15 protein-coding genes and 1 pseudogene are annotated in these 18494 nt (G+C 65.8%); 8 read left to right on the top strand and 8 right to left on the bottom strand.

Translation table 11 applies throughout. The annotated features are described in order from the left end of the window. Positions 1-178 precede the first annotated feature (178 nt). Complete coding sequence (locus HD557_RS09010) at positions 179-1240, top strand: phosphotriesterase family protein (protein ID WP_196873642.1); 1062 nt, start codon at positions 179-181, stop codon at positions 1238-1240. Positions 1241-1844: 604 nt separating this feature from the next. Here HD557_RS09010 and HD557_RS09015 read toward each other — a convergent pair. After that, positions 1845-3001, bottom strand: a pseudogene (locus HD557_RS09015) (IS3 family transposase). A 162-nt stretch (positions 3002-3163) separates the two neighbouring features. Between HD557_RS09015 and HD557_RS28125 the strand changes: the two are divergent. Continuing rightward, positions 3164-3685, top strand: a complete 522-nt coding sequence (locus HD557_RS28125) for a phosphotriesterase family protein (protein ID WP_196873643.1) — start codon at positions 3164-3166, stop codon at positions 3683-3685. Positions 3686-3808: 123 nt separating this feature from the next. On the opposite strand, the gene ald is transcribed toward HD557_RS28125, so the two are convergent. The 4 genes from ald to HD557_RS09040 are packed head-to-tail and all read right to left on the bottom strand — an operon-like array spanning position 3809 to position 8453. Continuing rightward, complete coding sequence (gene ald / locus HD557_RS09025) at positions 3809-4924, bottom strand: alanine dehydrogenase (protein ID WP_196873644.1); 1116 nt, start codon at positions 4922-4924, stop codon at positions 3809-3811. 13 nt (positions 4925-4937) lie between these two features. After that, a complete protein-coding gene (locus HD557_RS09030) occupies positions 4938-6305 on the bottom strand; it encodes an aldehyde dehydrogenase family protein (protein ID WP_196873645.1) in 1368 nt (455 codons plus the stop codon). Further along, positions 6302-7042 (bottom strand): gamma-glutamyl-gamma-aminobutyrate hydrolase family protein, encoded by a 741-nt coding sequence (locus HD557_RS09035; RefSeq protein WP_196873646.1) that lies wholly within the window; start codon positions 7040-7042, stop codon positions 6302-6304. Before HD557_RS09035 ends, HD557_RS09030 begins: the two co-directional genes overlap by 4 nt. Before the next feature lie 37 nt (positions 7043-7079). Further along, complete coding sequence (locus HD557_RS09040; RefSeq protein WP_196873647.1) at positions 7080-8453, bottom strand: aminotransferase family protein; 1374 nt, start codon at positions 8451-8453, stop codon at positions 7080-7082. Positions 8454-8765: 312 nt separating this feature from the next. On the opposite strand from HD557_RS09040, the gene HD557_RS09045 reads away from it, so the two are divergent. Then, positions 8766-10031 carry a glutamine synthetase family protein gene (locus tag HD557_RS09045; protein ID WP_196873648.1) on the top strand — a complete coding sequence of 422 codons (1266 nt, stop codon included), beginning with the start codon at positions 8766-8768 and terminating at the stop codon, positions 10029-10031. A 17-nt stretch (positions 10032-10048) separates the two neighbouring features. On the opposite strand, the gene HD557_RS09050 is transcribed toward HD557_RS09045, so the two are convergent. Next, entirely contained in the window at positions 10049-10711 is a 663-nt protein-coding gene (locus tag HD557_RS09050) for a TetR/AcrR family transcriptional regulator (protein WP_196873649.1), read from the bottom strand. Between the two features lie 237 nt (positions 10712-10948). On the opposite strand from HD557_RS09050, the gene HD557_RS09055 reads away from it, so the two are divergent. From HD557_RS09055 to HD557_RS09075, 5 genes are read left to right on the top strand one after another with little or no spacing between them, the layout of a single operon-like run. Further along, the gene (locus HD557_RS09055) at positions 10949-12223 is read left to right on the top strand and encodes an FAD-dependent oxidoreductase (RefSeq protein ID WP_196873650.1); all 1275 of its coding nucleotides are present in this window, start codon (positions 10949-10951) and stop codon (positions 12221-12223) included. Continuing rightward, positions 12220-12672 (top strand): flavodoxin domain-containing protein, encoded by a 453-nt coding sequence (locus HD557_RS09060; RefSeq protein WP_196873651.1) that lies wholly within the window; start codon positions 12220-12222, stop codon positions 12670-12672. Before HD557_RS09055 ends, HD557_RS09060 begins: the two co-directional genes overlap by 4 nt. Before the next feature lie 29 nt (positions 12673-12701). Further along, a complete protein-coding gene (locus HD557_RS09065; RefSeq protein ID WP_196873652.1) occupies positions 12702-14195 on the top strand; it encodes an APC family permease in 1494 nt (497 codons plus the stop codon). A gap of 26 nt (positions 14196-14221) precedes the next feature. Beyond that, entirely contained in the window at positions 14222-15463 is a 1242-nt protein-coding gene (locus HD557_RS09070; RefSeq protein WP_196873653.1) for a cytochrome P450, read from the top strand. 55 nt (positions 15464-15518) lie between these two features. After that, positions 15519-15875 (top strand): cupin domain-containing protein, encoded by a 357-nt coding sequence (locus HD557_RS09075; RefSeq protein ID WP_196873654.1) that lies wholly within the window; start codon positions 15519-15521, stop codon positions 15873-15875. A gap of 77 nt (positions 15876-15952) precedes the next feature. On the opposite strand, the gene HD557_RS09080 is transcribed toward HD557_RS09075, so the two are convergent. Together HD557_RS09080 and HD557_RS09085 are read right to left on the bottom strand one after the other, a co-directional pair. Beyond that, a complete protein-coding gene (locus HD557_RS09080) occupies positions 15953-16720 on the bottom strand; it encodes a FadR/GntR family transcriptional regulator (protein WP_196873655.1) in 768 nt (255 codons plus the stop codon). A gap of 120 nt (positions 16721-16840) precedes the next feature. Next, a complete protein-coding gene (locus HD557_RS09085; protein WP_196873656.1) occupies positions 16841-18292 on the bottom strand; it encodes an APC family permease in 1452 nt (483 codons plus the stop codon). Positions 18293-18494: the final 202 nt, after the last annotated feature.

Consider the following 18494-nt stretch of genomic DNA (forward strand, 5'->3'; position numbering starts at 1 on the left):
GACAAGAAGAAGCCAACAAGTTAGATTCAAAACGCGACTCAAGTCGTGTCTCTCTGGGGTTGGCGAAGAGGGGCGCGTTGTTGCTTGACCGAGGTTCGTCAGAGGCGTGCTGGGCGTACGACTTCCTCGGCCCCTGGCAGAGGGCTGATGGGCCCTCGAGAAAGAAGGAAGAAGCTCCATGTCTCACCAACTGCGCACTGTCCTCGGTGACATCGATCCGTCTGCGATGGGTGGCACCCTTCCGCATGAGCACCTTCAGGGTGTCTGCGACATGTACTGGTACCCCGGCGACGACCCGCTTGCGGACTCGGATCCGGATGCCAGTCCGCGGCTCGACAACCTGTGGCACTGGATGGAGAACCCAGTGGCAAACCGGGGCAACATGCACATGACTGACGAACAGGACTCGATCGACGAACTCCGAGACCTGCCGGGTCTCGGCATCGGCACCGTCGTGAACCTGACGCCCATCGGAATGCACCGGAACGCCGAGGGCCTCCGTCGCATCTCCGAAGCCTCTGGGGTCAACATCGTGGCCGGCTCCACCTACTACGTGGCGGAGGCGCTTTCCAAAGAGGTGAAGGCCCTGATGGAGGAAGAGATCACGCGACGCATCGTCGACGACATCGAGGTCGGCATGGATGGAACCGCCATCCGCGCCGGGATCGTCGGCGAAGTCGGGCTTTCATGGCCGATCGACCCGGTCGAGGAACGTGTGTTGGCCGCGAGTGTCCAGGCTCACCTGCACACCGGCGCAGCACTGTCGATCCACAACCCCTACTACGTCCCGGGGTCTGAGGCGATGGAGCAGGTCGCCAAGCTGATTGCTGGGTTCGGCGCGGACATGAGTCGCGTGATCATGGGGCATTGCGACGGGTTCACCCGTGACCCGCGGTTCTACGACATCGCCCGCGAGTACGGCTGCTATGTTGAGCTGGACATGTTCGGATACGTGTCCGGCTACGAAGCCGAGATTGACTTCACCTATCCGGCTGACTCTGATCGTGTCGACGCCATCCTCCGCATGATTGAGGAAGGAATGGCCGACCGCCTGCTCCTCTCGCACGACATGGTGTTCAAGACGACACTGAAGAAGTACGGTGGATTCGGCCTCGGCCGCATCCACCGCGTCATCAAGCCATGGTTGGAGCGCCGAGGCGTCGACGCAGAGACCCTGGAGCAGATCCTCGTGCGCAACGCCCAGACCGTCTTGCCGATGCGCGTACCGGCCACTTCCTGAGCGGCGCGGTCGGGTCGGGTGGCCCCGACGCTGCCGCCTGGGCCACCCGAAGACTCGACGAACGCGTCGAGCTCCGGGCGCTAGTTCTGCGCGTTCAAGAAGACATCCTCAGAACGCGCATGGAGTCCCGTCGCATCTTCCGTGGTTCTGCACTGGCCTGGCTCACGATGGGAACGCCTTCACGCGCATTGGTCCAAGCCCACCGCTGCCAGTGACCGGCCCCACCCCGAGCGCCAAGACAGCCATGCCGGACCTGTATCGCTGGCATGATCGCCGAGAATCGCGAAACCTTGACCGATACCGGCGCCGGTGGCGTCGCCTACCCGCCACCTGGGCAGTTCGCAGACGCCCGGCGCACCGGGGCGTCGCCGGCCACCACCTCGACGCTGACCAACACCCGATCGTGCAAGGACTCGAACGTGCCAGACCAACCGTGTGACTGCCCCTGAACGGTCGCCTGCCCGCGCCGAGATCGTCGTCGCCCCGGGCACGATCCGGGACAACGTACGGCGGCTCCGCGACCTGACCGGCGTGGTGAATCGCCCCGGGTCTGATGGAGCCTCTGCTGTGTCCCGGGTTCCGCGTAGTCGCGGTTTCTGGAGTCTCATGCCACGGGGATGATGCGCTTGCGCTCGAACTCTATCGGCGTGAGCCACTCCAGTTGGCTGTGGCGGCGCTTCCGGTTGTGCCAGATCTCGAGGTACTCGAAGATCGCGTTGGCCAGCTCGAGCCGCGTGTTCCACCTCTTCCTGTCCAGCAGCTCGACCTGCATCCGCGACCAGAAGCTCTCGATCATCGAGTTGTCGTAGCAGTCACCGATGCTGCCCATCGACGCCAGCAGCCCGGACTCCTTCGCCCGACGAGTAAAGGCCCAGGAGCCGAATTGAACTCCCTGATCTGAGTGAATGATGGTGCCCGGGTTCTCGCGCTTCCCGAGCCTGGCGTCGATCGCCATCCCGAGGGCGTTAACGAGCGCAGCGGTCGGGGATGCGTCGATGGACCAGCCGACGACCCGATGCGAGTAGGTGTCGAGGACGACGCAGCAGTAGACCTTGCCCTCGCGGGTGGGGTGCTCGGTGATGTCGGTGACCCACAGCTGGTTCGGGCCGCTACGCGTGAAGTCGCGCTCGACGAGGTCGGTGGCGATCGTATCAGGCCGGATCCGCTTCCACTTGCGCCGACCGGTGACGCCCTGCAGGCCGGCTCGACGCATCAGGAGCTCGACCTGGTTGTGGCCGACCAGGACCCCGCGACCGAGCGTCAGCTCGGCATGAACGCGCTGGATGCCGTAGGTGCCGTTGGATTCGGCGTGGACCTCACGGATGAGGTCGGTCAGCATCGCGTGCCGGATGACACGTTCCGATGGCGCTCGGTCGCGGTGCTCGTAAAAGCCCGACTCCGAGACGCCGAGAACTCGGCAGGCGACTTGGACGGGGAGGTCTTCCGCGGCGATCACCTCGATCGCCGCGTATCGCCTTTTGGGCTCACCTCCTCCTCCTTCAACACCTCGACCGCACGGCGTGCCACCTTCAACTCCGTCTCGAGCTCGGCGATGCGCTTCTTCGCCGCTGAGAGCTCGCCTTTCTCAGCCGTCGTCAGACCCGGCTGCTCGCCGCGGTCGATGCGGTCTTGGCGGCGCCACGTGTAGATCGTCTGGTCGCTGATCCCGAGATCATACGCGACGCTGGCCACACTCCGGCCCTCGGCGAGTAGGTCGAGAACCTTGCGTCGGAACTCGGCCGGGTAGCCCGGTCGTCCCATCTGAACCTCCTGGTGTTGGGCACCAGAATCCAGAAACTCAGACGCCGTAGAACCCGGGACACACCACTTCTGATGGTGTCTCTACCCGATCGAGGAGAGATGGTTTCTTGCAGCGTAGTGCGCGGTCTCGATCTCGATGGGTGTGAGGTCATCGATTGACCTGTGGGTGCGCTCGTGGTTGAACCAGTGTACCCAGTGCAGGGTCTCGATCTCGACGTGCTCGACGTCGCGCCAGTGTCGCTCACCCCGGCTTTGTCGCCGGGTCCAGATGGCGTGCTCGAGGGTGTCCAGGACGAGTTCGGTGGTCATCGATGTGGCGGCTCGCCAGCCCACGATCCAGCGGGAGAAGACCGTGAGTTCGGGTGCTACCTCGAGCTCGACATGTTCGGCTACCAGTCCGGCTACGAGCCGGAGGTCGACTTCACCTACCCGGCCGACGGCGAACGGGTCAGCGCCCTCGTCCGGATTGTCGAACTCGGCATGGCCGACCGTCTGCTGCTCTCGCACGATAACATCTTCAAGACCACTCTGATGACGTACGGGGGTCACGGTTTCGGCTACATCCACCGCGTGATCAAGCCCCGGCTCGAGCGTCGAGGGGTCGACGCCGACACGCTGGATCAAGGACTGGTCCGCAACGCTCAGTCGGTGCTTCCGCTTCGCATTCCCGAACCGCCGGAGTGATCTCGACAGTTGTTTGCGCACTGCGTCACCCGATGTAGTACGTCGGAGGTGGATCGAACACGGAGCGCCGGCCAGGTCCCGGGGGAGGGAAAGTGAGACCTGGCCGGCGCGGCATGGGTGAGCTCAGCCCAGAACGTCCTCGAGCGGCTCGGTGTCGATCCCGACAGCCTCGCCGACGGGCCGGTTGGTGAGCTTGCCGGCGTGGGTGTTGAGGCCGAGGGCGAGGGTGTGGTCGTCGCGGCAGGCCTGCTGCCAGCCCTTGTTGGCCAACGCCACGGCGTACGGCATGGTCGCGTTGGTGAGAGCGTACGTCGAGGTGTTCGGCACGGCGCCCGGCATGTTGGCGACGCAGTAGAAGGTCGAGCCGTGCACCTGGTAGGTGGGATCGGCGTGCGTCGTCGGTCGGGTGTCCTCGAAGCAGCCGCCCTGGTCCACGGCGATGTCGACGAGAACGGAGCCCGGCTTCATCTGCGAGACGAGCTCGTTGGACACCAGCTTCGGTGCGGCCGCGCCGGGAATGAGCACCGCGCCGATGACCATGTCTGCCTGACGGACCTGCTCGGCGATCGCCAGCTTGGACGACGCCAGCCCGTGGACTCGGTTGTTGTAGCGCCAGAACGACATCCGCAGCTTCTCGAGGTCGGTGTCGATCAGGGTCACGTCAGCACCCATGCCGAGGGCGATGTTGGCTGCGTTCTGCCCGGCCACCCCGGCGCCGATGACGACGACCTTGGCATTCTCCACGCCGCCGACGCCGCCGAGCAGGACCCCGCGCCCGCCTTGGGCCTTGAGCAGCGCGTGCGCCCCGACCTGGGGCGCCAGGCAGCCGGCCACCTCCGACATCGGGTAGAGCAGGGGCAGCGCGCCGGAGGGCAGCTGGACGGTCTCGTACGCGATGCCGGTGACCTTGCGCGCGAGCAGCTCCTCGGTGAGCGGCTTGTCCGCGGCGAGGTGAAGGTAGGTGAAGAGCACCTGTCCCTCCCGCATCCGGTGGTACTCCTCGGCCACCGGCTCCTTGACCTTGAGGATCATCTCAGTGCTGCCCCACACCTCGTCGGCGGTGTCGAGGATCTTGGCGCCCGCGCCGGCGTACTCGGCGTCGGAGATCGAGGAGCCGACGCCGGCCCCCGCCTCGATGACGACGTCGTGGCCGTGGGAGACCAGCTCGTTCACGCCGAGTGGCGTGATCGCGACCCGGTACTCGTGGTTCTTGACTTCCTTGGGGATACCGATGCGCATGTGCTTTCCTCTCTTACGCGTTCGGAGATGTGTTGAAGAAGACGTTCTTGACTTCGGTGTAGGCGTCGACGGCGTCCGGTCCGAGCTCGCGGCCCAGGCCCGACTGCTTGAAGCCACCGAACGGGGTCGTGACCCGAACGGAGCTGTAGGAGTTCACCGCCAGTGCACCGGCGGTGAGTCCGCGAGCGACGCGTAGCGAACGCGCCGCATCAGAGGTCCAGATCGAGCCGGCAAGCCCGTAGACGGTGTCGTTGGCACGGGTGATCGCCTCCTGTTCGTCGTCGAAGGGGAGGATGGCGACCACCGGTCCGAAGATCTCTTCGCGCGCCGCCCGATGGTCGTCCTCGATGGGGTAGAGGACCGTGGGCGGGAACCAGTAGCCGTCGCCCGAGGGAGCGGACCCGCGGAAGAGAACCGGTGCTGCCTCCACGTAGTCCGCGACGGTCATAGCATGGCCCGCTGAGATGAGGGGGCCCATCTGGGTGCTCTCGGCGAGAGGGTCTCCCACCCGCAGGTTGTCGACGACATCCTGGAGCTTCTCGAGGAAGAGGTCCAGCGCGGGTCGCTGGACGAACACCCGCGACCGAGCGCAACAGTCCTGACCGGAGTTGCCGAAGACGGCACCGGCCAGACCTTGCGCGGCGGCGTCGAGATCTGCGTCCGCGAAGACGAGCGCGGCAGACTTTCCGCCGAGCTCGAGCGTGACGCGCTTGATGCCGTCTGCCGCCCTTCGCGCGATCTCCTTGCCGACGGCGGTCGATCCGGTGAAGGCGATCTTGCCGATGGTGGGATGGTCCACCAGCTGGCGGCCCAACGTCGAGCCAGGACCGAGGACGACATGGAACAGGTCCTCAGGGAGGCCGGCAGCGACGGCCAGGTCCCTCAGCCGAAGTGCTGAGAGCGGGGTCATCTCGGACGGTTTGAGGACGACGGCGTTGCCCGTCGCGAGGGCCGGGGCCACCTTCCACGCAGCGATCGTGAGCGGATAGTTCCACGGTGTGATCAGGCCGACGACGCCGATCGGCTCGCGGAACGTCATGTCGACCCCACCGGCGACGGGGATGGTCTGTCCGAGGAGCCGTTCGGGCGCCGCGGCGTAGTAGCGGAACGTGGCTGCGGCTCCGGCGACGGCTCCACGTGCGTCGTTGATGGGCATCCCGACGTTGCGTGCCTCGAGGTGAGCGATCTCCTCGAGGTTCCGGTCGATCTCGGTGGCGATGGCCAGCAGGACCTGGGCGCGCGTCTGCGGTGTCTCGCTGGCCCACTTCCGCTGGGCGGACGACGCCCGCGTGACCATCGCGTCCAGGTCGGACGGGGCGGTCTGCTCGAGCGACTCCAAGATCCGCTCTGTGGCTGGCTCGATGACGTTGATAACACTCATGACAGTGGTCCTCGGGTGGTCTGGGTCGTGGTGGACACGAAGTGGGTGAGGGCGTGTTCGAGCTCGACGGCCTCGGGGTGCCACTGCACGCCCAGGACGTACCGGGAACCGGGCCACTCCAGGGCTTCGGGCAGTCCGTCGGGCACGGAGCGCGCGGTGACGACGGCACCCTCACCGAGGACGTCCACGCCCTGGTGGTGATGGGAGTTCACGACCTGGACCCCGCTACCGGACAGCGCGGCAGCGTGCGTGTCACAGTCGACCTCGACATCGTGAAAGGTCTCGTGGTCGAGTCGTCCCGGGCTGCGGCGGTGATCTGCGAAGCCTGCGTCGGGAAGATGCTGATGCAGGGTCCCGCCCATGGCGACGTTGAGGATCTGCATGCCTCGGCACACCCCCAGGACTGGTACGTCACGACGCATCGCCTCCCGTACGAGCGCCAGCTCGAAGGCATCGCGCAGCGGCTCGGTTGCCTCGGTGCGCTCGGTTCGGGGTGCGCCGTACGATGCCGGCTCGACATCGACGCCGCCGATGAGGAGAAGGCCGTCGATACGGTCGACCAGAGGGGACGGGCGATCGACGCCACTCTGATCGGGGAGCAGGCCGATCGCCATGCCGCCGGCGGCGTGGATCTTGTCGAGATACGTGGAGGGAATCAGCGCTGCCTGCTGGTGCCAGAAGCCCCATTGGGCTGCTTCGAAGGCCGCGCAGACGCCGATGACGGGTGGATTGACCATGTGTTGCTCCGAACTGGAAGAGGTGCGGGCCGGCTGGTCACGCGATCTCGTTGGCGAACTTGTCTTCGGCCTCGGTGAGGCACCGGTCGACGATCTCGATCGCGCGCTCGGCCTCACTTCGGGTGAGGACGAACGGCGGGGCGAGATGCAGTACGTCCCAGACCCGCGTGACCAAGCCCTCCTCCTGGGTTCGCAGAGCGAGGAACTTGATGAACGGATGCGACGTGCCCCAGGCCTCCTTGGTCGTCTTGTTCTTCACGAAGTCGATGGCGCACAGCAGGCCCATGCCTCCGCGGACGTCGCCGACAGTCGGGTGGCTGCGCAGACGCTGGGCCAGCTCGAACAGATAGCTTCCGATCTCTGCCGAGCGATCGACCAGGTTCTCCCGCTCGAGGATCTCGATGTTCTTCAGCGCGGCCGTCGCGGCGACGGCGTGGCCGCCGAAGGTGATCAGGTGGTTGAGAGCCTGGCCCGACGGGCGGAAGTCGTCGAAGATCGAGGACCGAACCGCCACGGCGGCGATGGGTGCGTATCCGCTGGACAGGCCCTTGGCCATGGTCATGATGTCGGGCACCACGCCGTAGTGCTCTGCTGCGAACATCTTCCCGGTGCGTCCCCAGCCGGTGATGACCTCGTCCATGATCAGCAAGACGCCGTACCGGTCGCAGATCTCGCGCAGCATCTGCCAATAGGTCGGGCTCGGCAGGTGCGTACCGTTGGCCACCGAGATCGGTTCACCGATGACCGCGGCGACGTGCTCGGGGCCCTGGGCCAAGATCTCCTGCTCCACGTAGCGTGCGCACATGATGTCGCCCGCCTCGCCGTCGAGCCCGAAGTCGTTGCGGTAGTGGTTGGGGTTCGGAACCTTGCTGACCCCGGCCATGAAGGGGCCGAAGTACTTCTCGCTGGCGCTGCCGGTCAAGCTCGCGGCGCCGAAGGTGGTGCCGTGGTAGGAGCCTCGGCGAGCGATGATCTTGTAGCGCTTCCCGTAGCCGCGCATCACCTGGACCTGCTTGGCGATCTTCATCGCGCTCTCGACCGCCTCGGATCCTCCTGAGCAGAGGAAGACCCGATCGAGGTCGCCCGGCGTCAGCGAGCTGATCTTGTCCGCGAGCGCGATGTTGGCCGGGTTGGCGGCGTTGGACGCGGCGGTGTAGGCGAGCCGTCCGGCCTGCTCGGCCATCGCCTCGCCGATCTCCGTCCGTCCATGACCTGCAGCGACGACGAACAGCCCGGCCAGTCCGTCGATGTACTCCTTGCCGCGGGCATCGATGAGGGTGGAGCCGTGGCCTTCGACGAAGACTCGGAGCCCACCGCTCGCGAGCTCGCTCCACTCCAGGTCGTTGCTGTGCAGCCACAGGTGCTCCAGGGCCTGCGCCTCGAGCCGCTCTCCGGTGTTCTGTGAAGTCATGATGTTCTCGTCCTTCCAGCCAATGCCCGCCATATTGGATTGAGTGATGCTCCATTAGTACTCACGAAACACGACTGGAGTCAAGAAAAGATCTAAGTCTCCGGCTCCGGATGTCCGCGCCGTCGAGAATCGATTGCTAGATACGACTGCAGTCGCGTATGTTGGAACGCCAATCGATCCTTTTGTGGCGGAACCTCACTCCGCTGTCTGCGATCCCAGGGAGGCGCCTTGTCTACACAGCTGTTCGGCCATCACGGGCTGGATGCGACGAACCACTCGGAGGAAACGCCTGGCTCACGGGCCGGCGCACCGGTGGACGCGCGCTCCGTCGTCCTGCTCTTCCCCGATGTCAACGGCAACCTGCGGGGCAAGATGCTCGATCCGTCGGTCCTGCACTCGGAACAGGCGCGCGGAGCAGGTCTGCCGACCACCGACCTCATGCTTGCTGTCGACCCCGTCGACGAACCCATCACTACGCTGCCCAGCAGGGGGATCAACGCAGGATCGAAGGACCTGCTGCTGCGCCCCGACCCGTCGACCCTCCGCCCGCTGCCTTGGTTCGACAGCTCGTACGTGCTGCTCGGTGATCTTCACGAGCAGGACGGCACCCCGTGCGCCATCAGTCCGCGGCAGGTGCTGCGACGTACGCTGGGAGCGCTGGCGGATCGTGGCCTCGAGGTCAGAGCGGCTTTCGAGTTCGAGTTCCGGCTGTTCCGTGCGGACAGCTGGCAGCCGGCGACGACGGGGCTGAGCTACAGCCCGTTGGCCCTGTCTCAGATCAGCGAGTTCATCACGACGTTCCGAGCATTCGCCGACGAGCTCCGACTGGGGCTGTCGGTGCTGCACAGTGAGGGCGCGCCTGGGCTGATCGAGGTCAACGTCGAACCTCAGAGCGGGCTGCAGGCCGCGGACACCGCTGCCTTGTTGCGTTTGGCGGCGATCGAAGCCGCTGCCAAGCATGGGTTGCGCGCCAACTTCATGGCCAAGCCGGTCGCGCACGAGGAGGGTTCGAGCGCCCACGTGCACTTCTCCCTGTGGGACCACGCGGGCGCCAACGTGCTGAGGGCATCTCGTGACGATCCTGATGACGAGCTCTTCCGCCGCGTCGCCTGGGGCGTGCTCGAGCACCTGCCGGCTCTCAGTCTCCTCTACAACCCGACGATCAACTCATACAAGAGACTCGTCCCCGGCTACTTCGCGCCGGTGAGCGCCGCATGTGGTCCTGATGACCGGTCGTTCGCCCTTCGCGCTCTGCTCAAGACACCGGACTCCAGCCGGTTCGAGCTGCGACGACCTGGCGCGGACTGCAACCCGTACCTGGCTCTGGCGGCGATCGCGGCGTCGGTTCGGCTGGGGCTCGACGAGCAGGTTCCGCCGAGCCGTGACCGGCTCGACGACCATGATGAGGCGCTGCCGACGAGTCTCGAGGCGGCGTTGTGGGAGTTCCGGCAACGCGACACCCGCCTGGACGATGCGCTCGGCGCCGAGTTCTGTACGCACTACGTGCGCACGCGCGAATGGGAGCTGCACGCGTGGCAGAACGCGGTCAGCGAGTGGGAACGGCAGCGCTATGCGTAGCCGGCATCGCCGGACGGCTACTCCCCGGAGAGGCCGGCGAAGTAGTTCAAGAGCATGCTGCGTGCTTCTTGGATCACGGCGGGGTCGCCCGAGGGGTCATCGAGGAAAGCGAACTGGCACAGACGTTCGAGACTGTGGATGGCGACCGCGCACTGCAGATGCGTCAGGTCGGTGAACAGAGGCGCGTACGAGCGGAACTGAGCCACGAGCAGCTCGGCGATGTCCTCGATCGCCAAGAGGTCCAGCTCGCGTGCTCTCTGGGTGAGGTTCTGACGAACCCAGAGCTCTCTTATGAGTGGAACCCGGTGCTCTTCCACGTAATAGTCGACGAGGATGTCGATGATGGCGGTCCATCGCTTCCCGGTGCGGTTCTCGAGGGCCACCTCCAGATCGCCGACCGACTGCAGGATCCTCTGGTAGGCGAGTTCGTCGAGCACGCTGGCGGGCGATTCGAAGAAGGCGTAGAAGGAACCTCGGCTGACGCCGGACTTGTCCAGCAGAAGCGTCGGTGACTTCACCACGGCCTCGAAGCCGACTTCCTCGACCAGGTCGGCGGCGATCGACAGGACCTGATTGACCATCGCGCGCGAGCGCTCCTGCAAGGGGACCTTTCGAAGTCCGCCGGCCAACGGATGATGCCAGGTGTTGCCGACAGTTGCGCTCAGAGACCCCGCGGTCAACGATCCTCCCCTGTTCCGCTCTACGGACCGCCGCCGGGGCCGCTGTCGACCCGCGATCACAGTCCACTTTCTCCCATGACGCTAACAGGTTAACGCGACCAGAGTCGCGATGGGGGTTTGTAAAACCGAGGTTGCGTCTCTTGACGAGCCCGGCGGGCGGGAATAACGTCGATAAGACACGACTGAAGTCGCGTCTCTGGTCCGAGTTTGTCGCAGGTCTACTCCTGAGGATGAATCATGTTGGATGCGAACAGCACGCCGCCGACGGTGGCTATCATCGGTAGCGGCCCGTCGGGCTGTTACACCGCCCAGTTCCTGGCGAAGGGGATGCCTGGTGCGGAGATCACCGTGTTCGAGTCGATGCCGACTCCGTACGGGCTCGTCCGCTACGGGGTGGCAGCCGACCACCAAGGGACCAAAGGCGTCACGCGGCAGTTCGACCGGCTGTTCACCCGGGCGGGCGTGCGCTTCGCCGGCAACGTCGCCATCGGTCGCGACATCGACTTCGAGGTTCTGGCGCGCTCCTTCGACGCCGTGGTGCTGGCGACCGGCCTGCCCCTGGACCGCCCGCTGGGGATCCGCCAGGACGCACACGCCCGCGTCCTCGGCGCCGGGGCGTTGCTGCGTACTCTCAACGGGTATCCCGTCGACGTCCTCGGCCGCGATGACCACGGCCGGCACGTCTCGCTGGGCCGCCACCTGGCGGTGGTCGGACTCGGTAACGTCGCGATCGACGTGCTCCGGCTGCTCGTCAAGCCGACCGCCGACCTTGTCGGCACCGACATCGACGACATCTCGCTCCACGAGCTGCGCCCGACACCACCTTCGACCGTCGATGTGATCAGCAGATCTGGTGTCGAACGGGCGAAGTGCGACGTGGCGATGCTGCGCGAGCTCCTCGCTCTGCCGAACGCGCACGTCGAGGTCACCGGTCTACGCCCGGACGACTGCGGACCGGCAGCGGAGCTCCTGCGTGCCCACACGCAAGCTGCCGGCGCGGGTGTCTCTGCGGAGCACCCCACGCAGGTACGTCTGCACTTCGGCTGTGTTCCGGAGGCGATCGATCATCGCAACGGCAAGGCACTCGTACGAGCCACGACCGTCGATTCCCAGCCGGTCGAGCTGGCTGTGGACACCGTCATCACGGCCATCGGGTTCACGCACGACAGCGCGGATGATCCAAGCGGCCCCACCGAGAGCTGGTCCGGCGTGAACGTGTACCGCGTCGGATGGTTGGCGCGCGGAGCGAAGGGAACGATCGCGGAGAACCGCCGGCATGCCCAGGACGTGGCAGCCACCATCATCCAGGACTTCGCGATGGGTCGGCTCCAAGCATCCCGGCCAGGGTTCCGCGCGGTCGGCTCGCTCCTCAGCGACCGCATCGTCGACTTTGCCGACTGGCAGCGGATCGACGAGGCGGAGCGGCAGTCCGCGCCCCCGCAGCGCTGCCGTCTGAAGATCACCAAGCTCGACGAGATGCTCCTCGTCGCGGACAGGAAGGCCAACGCATGAACGCAGCAACAATCCTCTACGGGACCGAGAGCGGCAACTCCGAGATGGTCGCGGAAGACGTCGGCGATGCTCTCCGTGACCGGGGAATCGCGGGCGAGGTCTTCGCCATGGATGAATACCCGGTCGACGAGCTCAGCCACCAGGAGCTCGTCATCTTGATCACCTCCACGTATGGCGAGGGCGAGCTGCCGGTCGGGGCGCTGCCCTTCTTCGAGGCGCTGGATGCCGCGAGCCCGAACCTTTCGTCGACTCGTTTCGCGGCGTTCGGCCTCGGCGACAGCACGTACGAGACTTTCAACCGGGGCATCGCGGCCCTGGTCGACACCTTCATCGGTCTCGGGGCCGAGCAGATCGGAGAAACCGGTCACCATGACGCCGCCACCGGACTCGACGCCTCCGAGGCCGCGGTCAGCTGGATCGACGACGTCTTCGCCCCCGAGCGGGCTTGATCGCCACGCACCCTCACAAGGAGACCGAAATGACCGACAACAAACTGGCGGGGGAGACGCCGCCGACGTCACCCAATGCCCCCGCACACGGACACGCCGAGCTCTCGGGTCGCATGGGCGTTGCGCCGCTCATGCTCACCGTCCTCGCATTCTCCGCCCCGATCGCAGCGGTGGCGGGCTTCATCCCCTTCACGATCATTCTCGGCGGCGAGGGCGCCACGCTCGTCTTCGTCTTCGCCACCGTGCTCATGCTCTTGTTCGCCGTCGGGTACGTCACGATGACGAAGAGCATCCCGAGGCCGGGCTCCTTCTATGCGTTCATCAGCGCCGGCTTGGGCAAGGTGGTCGGGCTGGGCGGCGCCTTCCTGGCATTGGCTGCGTACCTGCTCATCCTGAGCGGGTGCTACGTGTTCACCGGACTCTTCGTCACAGAGTTCATCAACAGCCAGGGCGGACCCACCACGCCCTGGTGGGTGTGGGCAGCTCTGTCCTGGGCACTCGTCAGCGTGCTGTGCTATTTCCACATCGAGGTGTCGGCCAAGATCCTCACCGTCGCGATGGCCTTGGAGGTCGCGATCGTGATGATCTTCAACCTCGCTGTGCTCGCACGTGGCGGCGGACCGAACGGATACTCGGCCGATCCCATCACTCCGTCCACACTGTCCCAAGGCGATGTGAGCTTGGCGCTGCTGTTCGCCATCATGATCTTCCTGGGCTTCGAGGCGACGGCGCTGTTCCGCGACGAGGTCCGCGATCCCGACCGGACCATCCCGCGCGCGACGTACGGCGCCGTCCTGTTCGTCGGCACGCTCTACATCCTGTCCTGCTACCTGCTGACGACGGCGTACGGCGATGGTGCGGTGCAGGCCGCCACGGACTCGCCGAAGTCGATGTTCGCCGATGCCATCGGCCAGTTCGCGGCCCCGATGTTCAGTGACCTGACCTTCGTCTTCATCATCACGTCCGAGCTCGCGGCGGCGATCTCGGTCCACAACGTGACGTCTCGCTATACCTACAACCTCGGCCGCGACCAGGCCCTGCCGGCGGCGCTGGCAAAGGTCCACCCGAGGCATGCCTCGCCGTACCGCGCCTCGGTCGTGGTGGCGGCCGTCGTCGCTCTCGTGCTGGTGCCGCTTGGGCTCGGGAACACGACCGGCATCGGTCTGGACGCGCAGCTCTTCGGTCTCGGCACCGTCGGAGTCCTGGTCCTGATGACTCTGGTCAGTCTGTCGGTCATCGTGTGGTTCGGCCGTGAGCCGGCGCTCGCCGGCGCGCACTGGTTCAAGTGTTTCGGTGCACCTGGCCTGGCCGTCGTGGCTCTCGGCGCGACGGTGGTGTTCGCGGTACTGAACTTCGAGCTCGTGGTCGGTGGCCCGCCGGGCCAGAACCTCGGCCTGCTGGTGGTGCTCGCCGCCTTCCTCGTCGGTGGCTCACTGCTGGCCGTGTACTTCCGGCAGTTCAAGCCGGAGATCTTCGCGAGGCTCGGCCGCGCCGAGGGTTCCGAAGTCGAGAGCGTCTCCTGACAACCGATCGAGAGGACGAGAACGAGATGAACATCTTCAGCACGCCTGCAGCCGAACGCGGGGTCGGGACGGTCACCGGTACGACGACGGACTGTCCACGCGCGGCCGACTACTTCCCGTGGAAAGACCCTGCGCTCCGGGAGAACCCCTACCCCTTCTACGCGCGTGCCCAGGCCGAGGCACCGGTCACCAGAGACGAGGACGGCACCATCGTCCTGACCAAGTACGACGACCTCATGCACTACGGGCGACTGCCTTCTGTGGTGATCCGGCCCGAGTGGGGGAAGGCCGGAGCCTGGAGCATCCTCATGGACATGGCGCTCGGCCACGATGAGCCCGAGCACACCCGACTGCGACGCCTGACGAGCAAGTGGCTCACGCCCAAGCAGATCCGGGAGTGGGTGAAGATCACGGCATCCATCACCGACGAGATCCTGGATCGCATCGGTGACGACGGCCTCGTGGACGGCTCCGATCTCGCCGTCGAAGCGACGCATCGCACGATCTGTCGGGTGCTGCAGGTTCCAGAGGACGAGATCGACAACGTACGTCGCTACATGCGCCAGACGATGCCGGTGCTCAGCGCGGTTCCTGATGCGGCCGACTTCGAGGAGTGCGAGCGTGCCCACCGCTACCTACGAAGCCGCACGGCGGAGCTCATCGAGCACGCCAGGGCGCATCCCAACGACGGTCTGCTGAGCTACCTGCTGGGCCTGCAGGACACCGGGGAGATGAGCGAGGAGGAGGTCTTCGCGACGGCGCTGTTCTTCTACTTCGTGGGCCACATGGACGCGAGCTACCTCATCTCCTCCGGCCTCCACCTGTTCACGCGCCGACCTGATGTCTACGACGTGTTCCGGGGCGATCCGGAGTCTCGGCAGGCGATTCTGAGCGAGCTCGTCCGGTTCGACGCGCCGGAGCCGGTGGTGACCCGGGCGACCACCGAAGACCTGGTCATTCGCGGCGTACACGTTCCCGCAGGGACGTCGCTCAGGCTGCTGCTCGGTGCGGCCAATCGTGACCCGGAGGTCTACGACAACCCTCACGAGTTCGACTACACACGGCCGCCCGAGCAATCGCGGAACCTCACCTTCAGCTTCGGTACGCACACCTGCCAGGGCCGCCTCCTGGCAGAGGCCGAGATCCGTGTCGTCTGGGAGCGCATCGCCGCGCGGTACTCCCGGATCGAGCTCGAGTCTCCTCCGCTGATGAAGAACACCGACGCCTCACGGCACTACTGGACGCTGCCGCTTCGGCTGCACCGCTAGTCGGACGACGAACCATCCCGCACGAAGATCGAACCAAGAGAAGGAGACACTGACGATGACAACGACCCCATCCATTCCCACCGTGGTGATCACGGACGCGCGTGACATCGAGCTCGAGGACTGGGGCCCGCTACCCGAGGCGACCGGAGCGCCCATGCGGACCGCGGGGAAGAAGCTTTGGGAAGGCGACGGCGTGCTCGAGGTCGGCCTCTGGGAGTGTGAGCCCGGGCCCTCCCGCTGGGTCTTCGAGACCAACGAGTCGATCACGATGCTGTCGGGCCGCATGGTCGTCACCGAGGACGGCGGTGAGCTCTACGAGATCAAGGCCGGCGACAGCGCTGTCTTCCCTCGCGGCTGGACCGGCCTCTGGGACATCAAGGAGACCGTCTTCAAGGTGTACACGGCCTTCTGACCCGGAACGCGGCAAGATGACAGCGCCTTCGGGGCCGGCGAACGCTTTGCTGGCCCCGAAGGCGCTTCTCCTGGGCCTTACGAAGTCGCGATGGTGCGCTGCTTCAAGGACGACAAGAGCTTCTCCACGCTCCACGTGCTTCGTTGGAGGTGGATCCGCATGGCACTTTCTGCGGTCTCCGGCCTGCCGGCCTCAACGGCAGTCAGGATGGCGCTGTGCTCCTCGATCGTCGCGTCGTGGAACGCTCCACTCTCGGGCAGCAGAGCGAGCGCGGGGTGACAGCACTGCCGGGCCTCCTCGATCCCTTCGACGAGGAATGGGTTGGCAGTGATGTTGGCCAACGTCAGGTGGAACACAGCATCGCTTCTCATGAAGGCCGCGTCATCAGCGGCCTCTTGCAGCGCCGAGTGTGCCACCGTCAGTTGCTCGAGCTCGCCGGCGGTGCGGCGCTCGCCGGCAAGCCTCGCCACCAGTGGCTCCACCAGGAGGCGGTACTCCATCGCGTGACGGATCTCGTCACGCTTGTCGATGGCGAGCGCGATGACTTCGCGAAACCTGAGCTCATCATCGCTCGCGCCACGTACGAACGCCCCACCGTTGCGCCCACGGCGCCGCTCGATGAGGCCTTCGCTCTGTAGCTGCTTGAGCGCGTTCTGCACCGGGGTGCGGCCGACACCGAGCAGCTCGGCGAGCTCACGCTCGGAGGGCAGCGATGACCCAGGTGGCAGCAATCCAAGACGGATCTCTCGCCGGACCAGATCCTCGACATATCGATTTGCATCTACGTCCGGGGGAGGCACGCCAGCACGCCCCCTGGCTCGGTCGAGTAGCGTCAGGTTCTCCATCGTGCGTTCTCCGTGACGTCGGGTGAGTCGTGCGGACGCCGCGAATCTGCTCGACTCAATGGCGTACTAAGTGATCCTTTCTAGCACGTCGCGTCGACAGGGGCGCGGTGGTTGCCGCCATCAGGGCTCGTAGGTCTCCCGCTCGGTGCGGAAGTACGGGACGCGCCGAACGTAGGCTCCGACGATGAGCGCGAGGACCCCGACGGCACCTATCCCAGCGAGAGTCCACTTCGAGGCGGCGGTCAGGTCACCTATGGACAGGATGGCGATGTAGGCGAGGACGGCTGCCGCTGCGACGGGAAGGACGCCTACGAGCAACGCGTCCGTGAAGCTGCGGGTAAGCAGCCGGCGGTAGTACCACGTCATGGTGACTGCGGTCGCAGCGTAGAACAGGGCGAAGAGGACGCCGACGGTTCCCAGCGCGGTGTCGAATGCCCCTGCGACGCTGGACAGCGACACGTAAAGCCAACAACCGACGATCGCAGCGGCGCCGAAGATCGTGGTCGCCACGGCGGGCGTATGACGACGCGGATCGATCTTGCCGAGGATCTTCGGCAGGACGCGGTCCCTGCCCATCGAGTAGGAGATGCGCGCCGCCGAGACGAGGCATGCTTGCGTCGTTCCGAGGATCGATAGGACGATGGCGAGCGCCATCAGTTTGTCCCATGGCTCTCCGACGAGTTCGCCTGCGATGAACACGAGGGCGGACTCGCCGGCTTCCTCGATGCCCGAGCGCGGGGCAGCGCCCTGCAGCGTGATGATCATCGTGGTGTAGATGACACCGAGGATGGCGACGGCGATCAGTCCCGCGTTGCCGGGATTGGTCTCCGGTCGCTCGGTCTCTTCGCTGATGTAGATCGCGGTGTCCCACGCCGCGAACAGATAGACCGCGAGCAGCATTCCGGCCACAAGGCTGCCCTCGCCCCCGACACCGGAGAGGGAGAACCACTCCCAGGAAGGTTGCACCGTGCCCTCGCGCTGCTGGATGAACACCACGACCACACCAGCGATGCAGAAGCCGGCGAGGATGGAGTACTCGATCGCCGCGATGATCAGTTGGAATCGGGCGCTTGCGCGCATCCCGTAGACGGCTGTCGCAGTGACAGCCCCGCCGAGGAGCGTCGCCGAGATGATCTCGCCGATGGCGCTCGACGTGTCAGCGACGCCGAGCATCGTGAGCACGGCGGGGCCGATCGGGAGAATGTCGCTGATCGTGGCCAGGACGAATGCGGCGAGCATCGTCCATCCGACGAGGAAGCCGAAGTACGGATGGACCGCCCGTGCAACCCAGGTGAAGGCGCCGCCGGTGTCTTGCTCCCATAGATTGAGCCGCTGGTAGGCAAGAGCGATGGCCAGCATCACCGCAGTTGTGAGCAGCACGGCGACGCCACCACCGTATGCCGAGGCGACGATGAGTGGACCGATGGCGAGGGCAGTGGCTTGGCCAGGTGCTGACGCCGCGATCGCCATGATCGTGCTCGCCGCGAGGCTGACGGCACTACGCTCGAGCGCCGGCGCCTCCGCTGTCGGGGAGGCGGGCAGTCCCGTCGAGTCGATTCCCGGTGTCTCCATGGCTCAGCCCCTCCGGGAACGGCGCATCATCGGCAGGCTCCGACACATGGTGGCCGAGTCTGCTGTCCTGTCAGGCTTCGTTGCGGTGTAGATGGTCATCGTCACGCCCCTTAAATGGAGTCTGATAGACTCAGTTTTGTAACGGAAGCCGAGATTGGCTGTCAATACCTGCGTTGCATGCCCGACGGGCCAGAGGAAAAGG

Origin of the sequence: Nocardioides luteus (genome assembly GCF_015752315.1) — a bacterium.
GTDB lineage: Bacteria > Actinomycetota > Actinomycetes > Propionibacteriales > Nocardioidaceae > Nocardioides.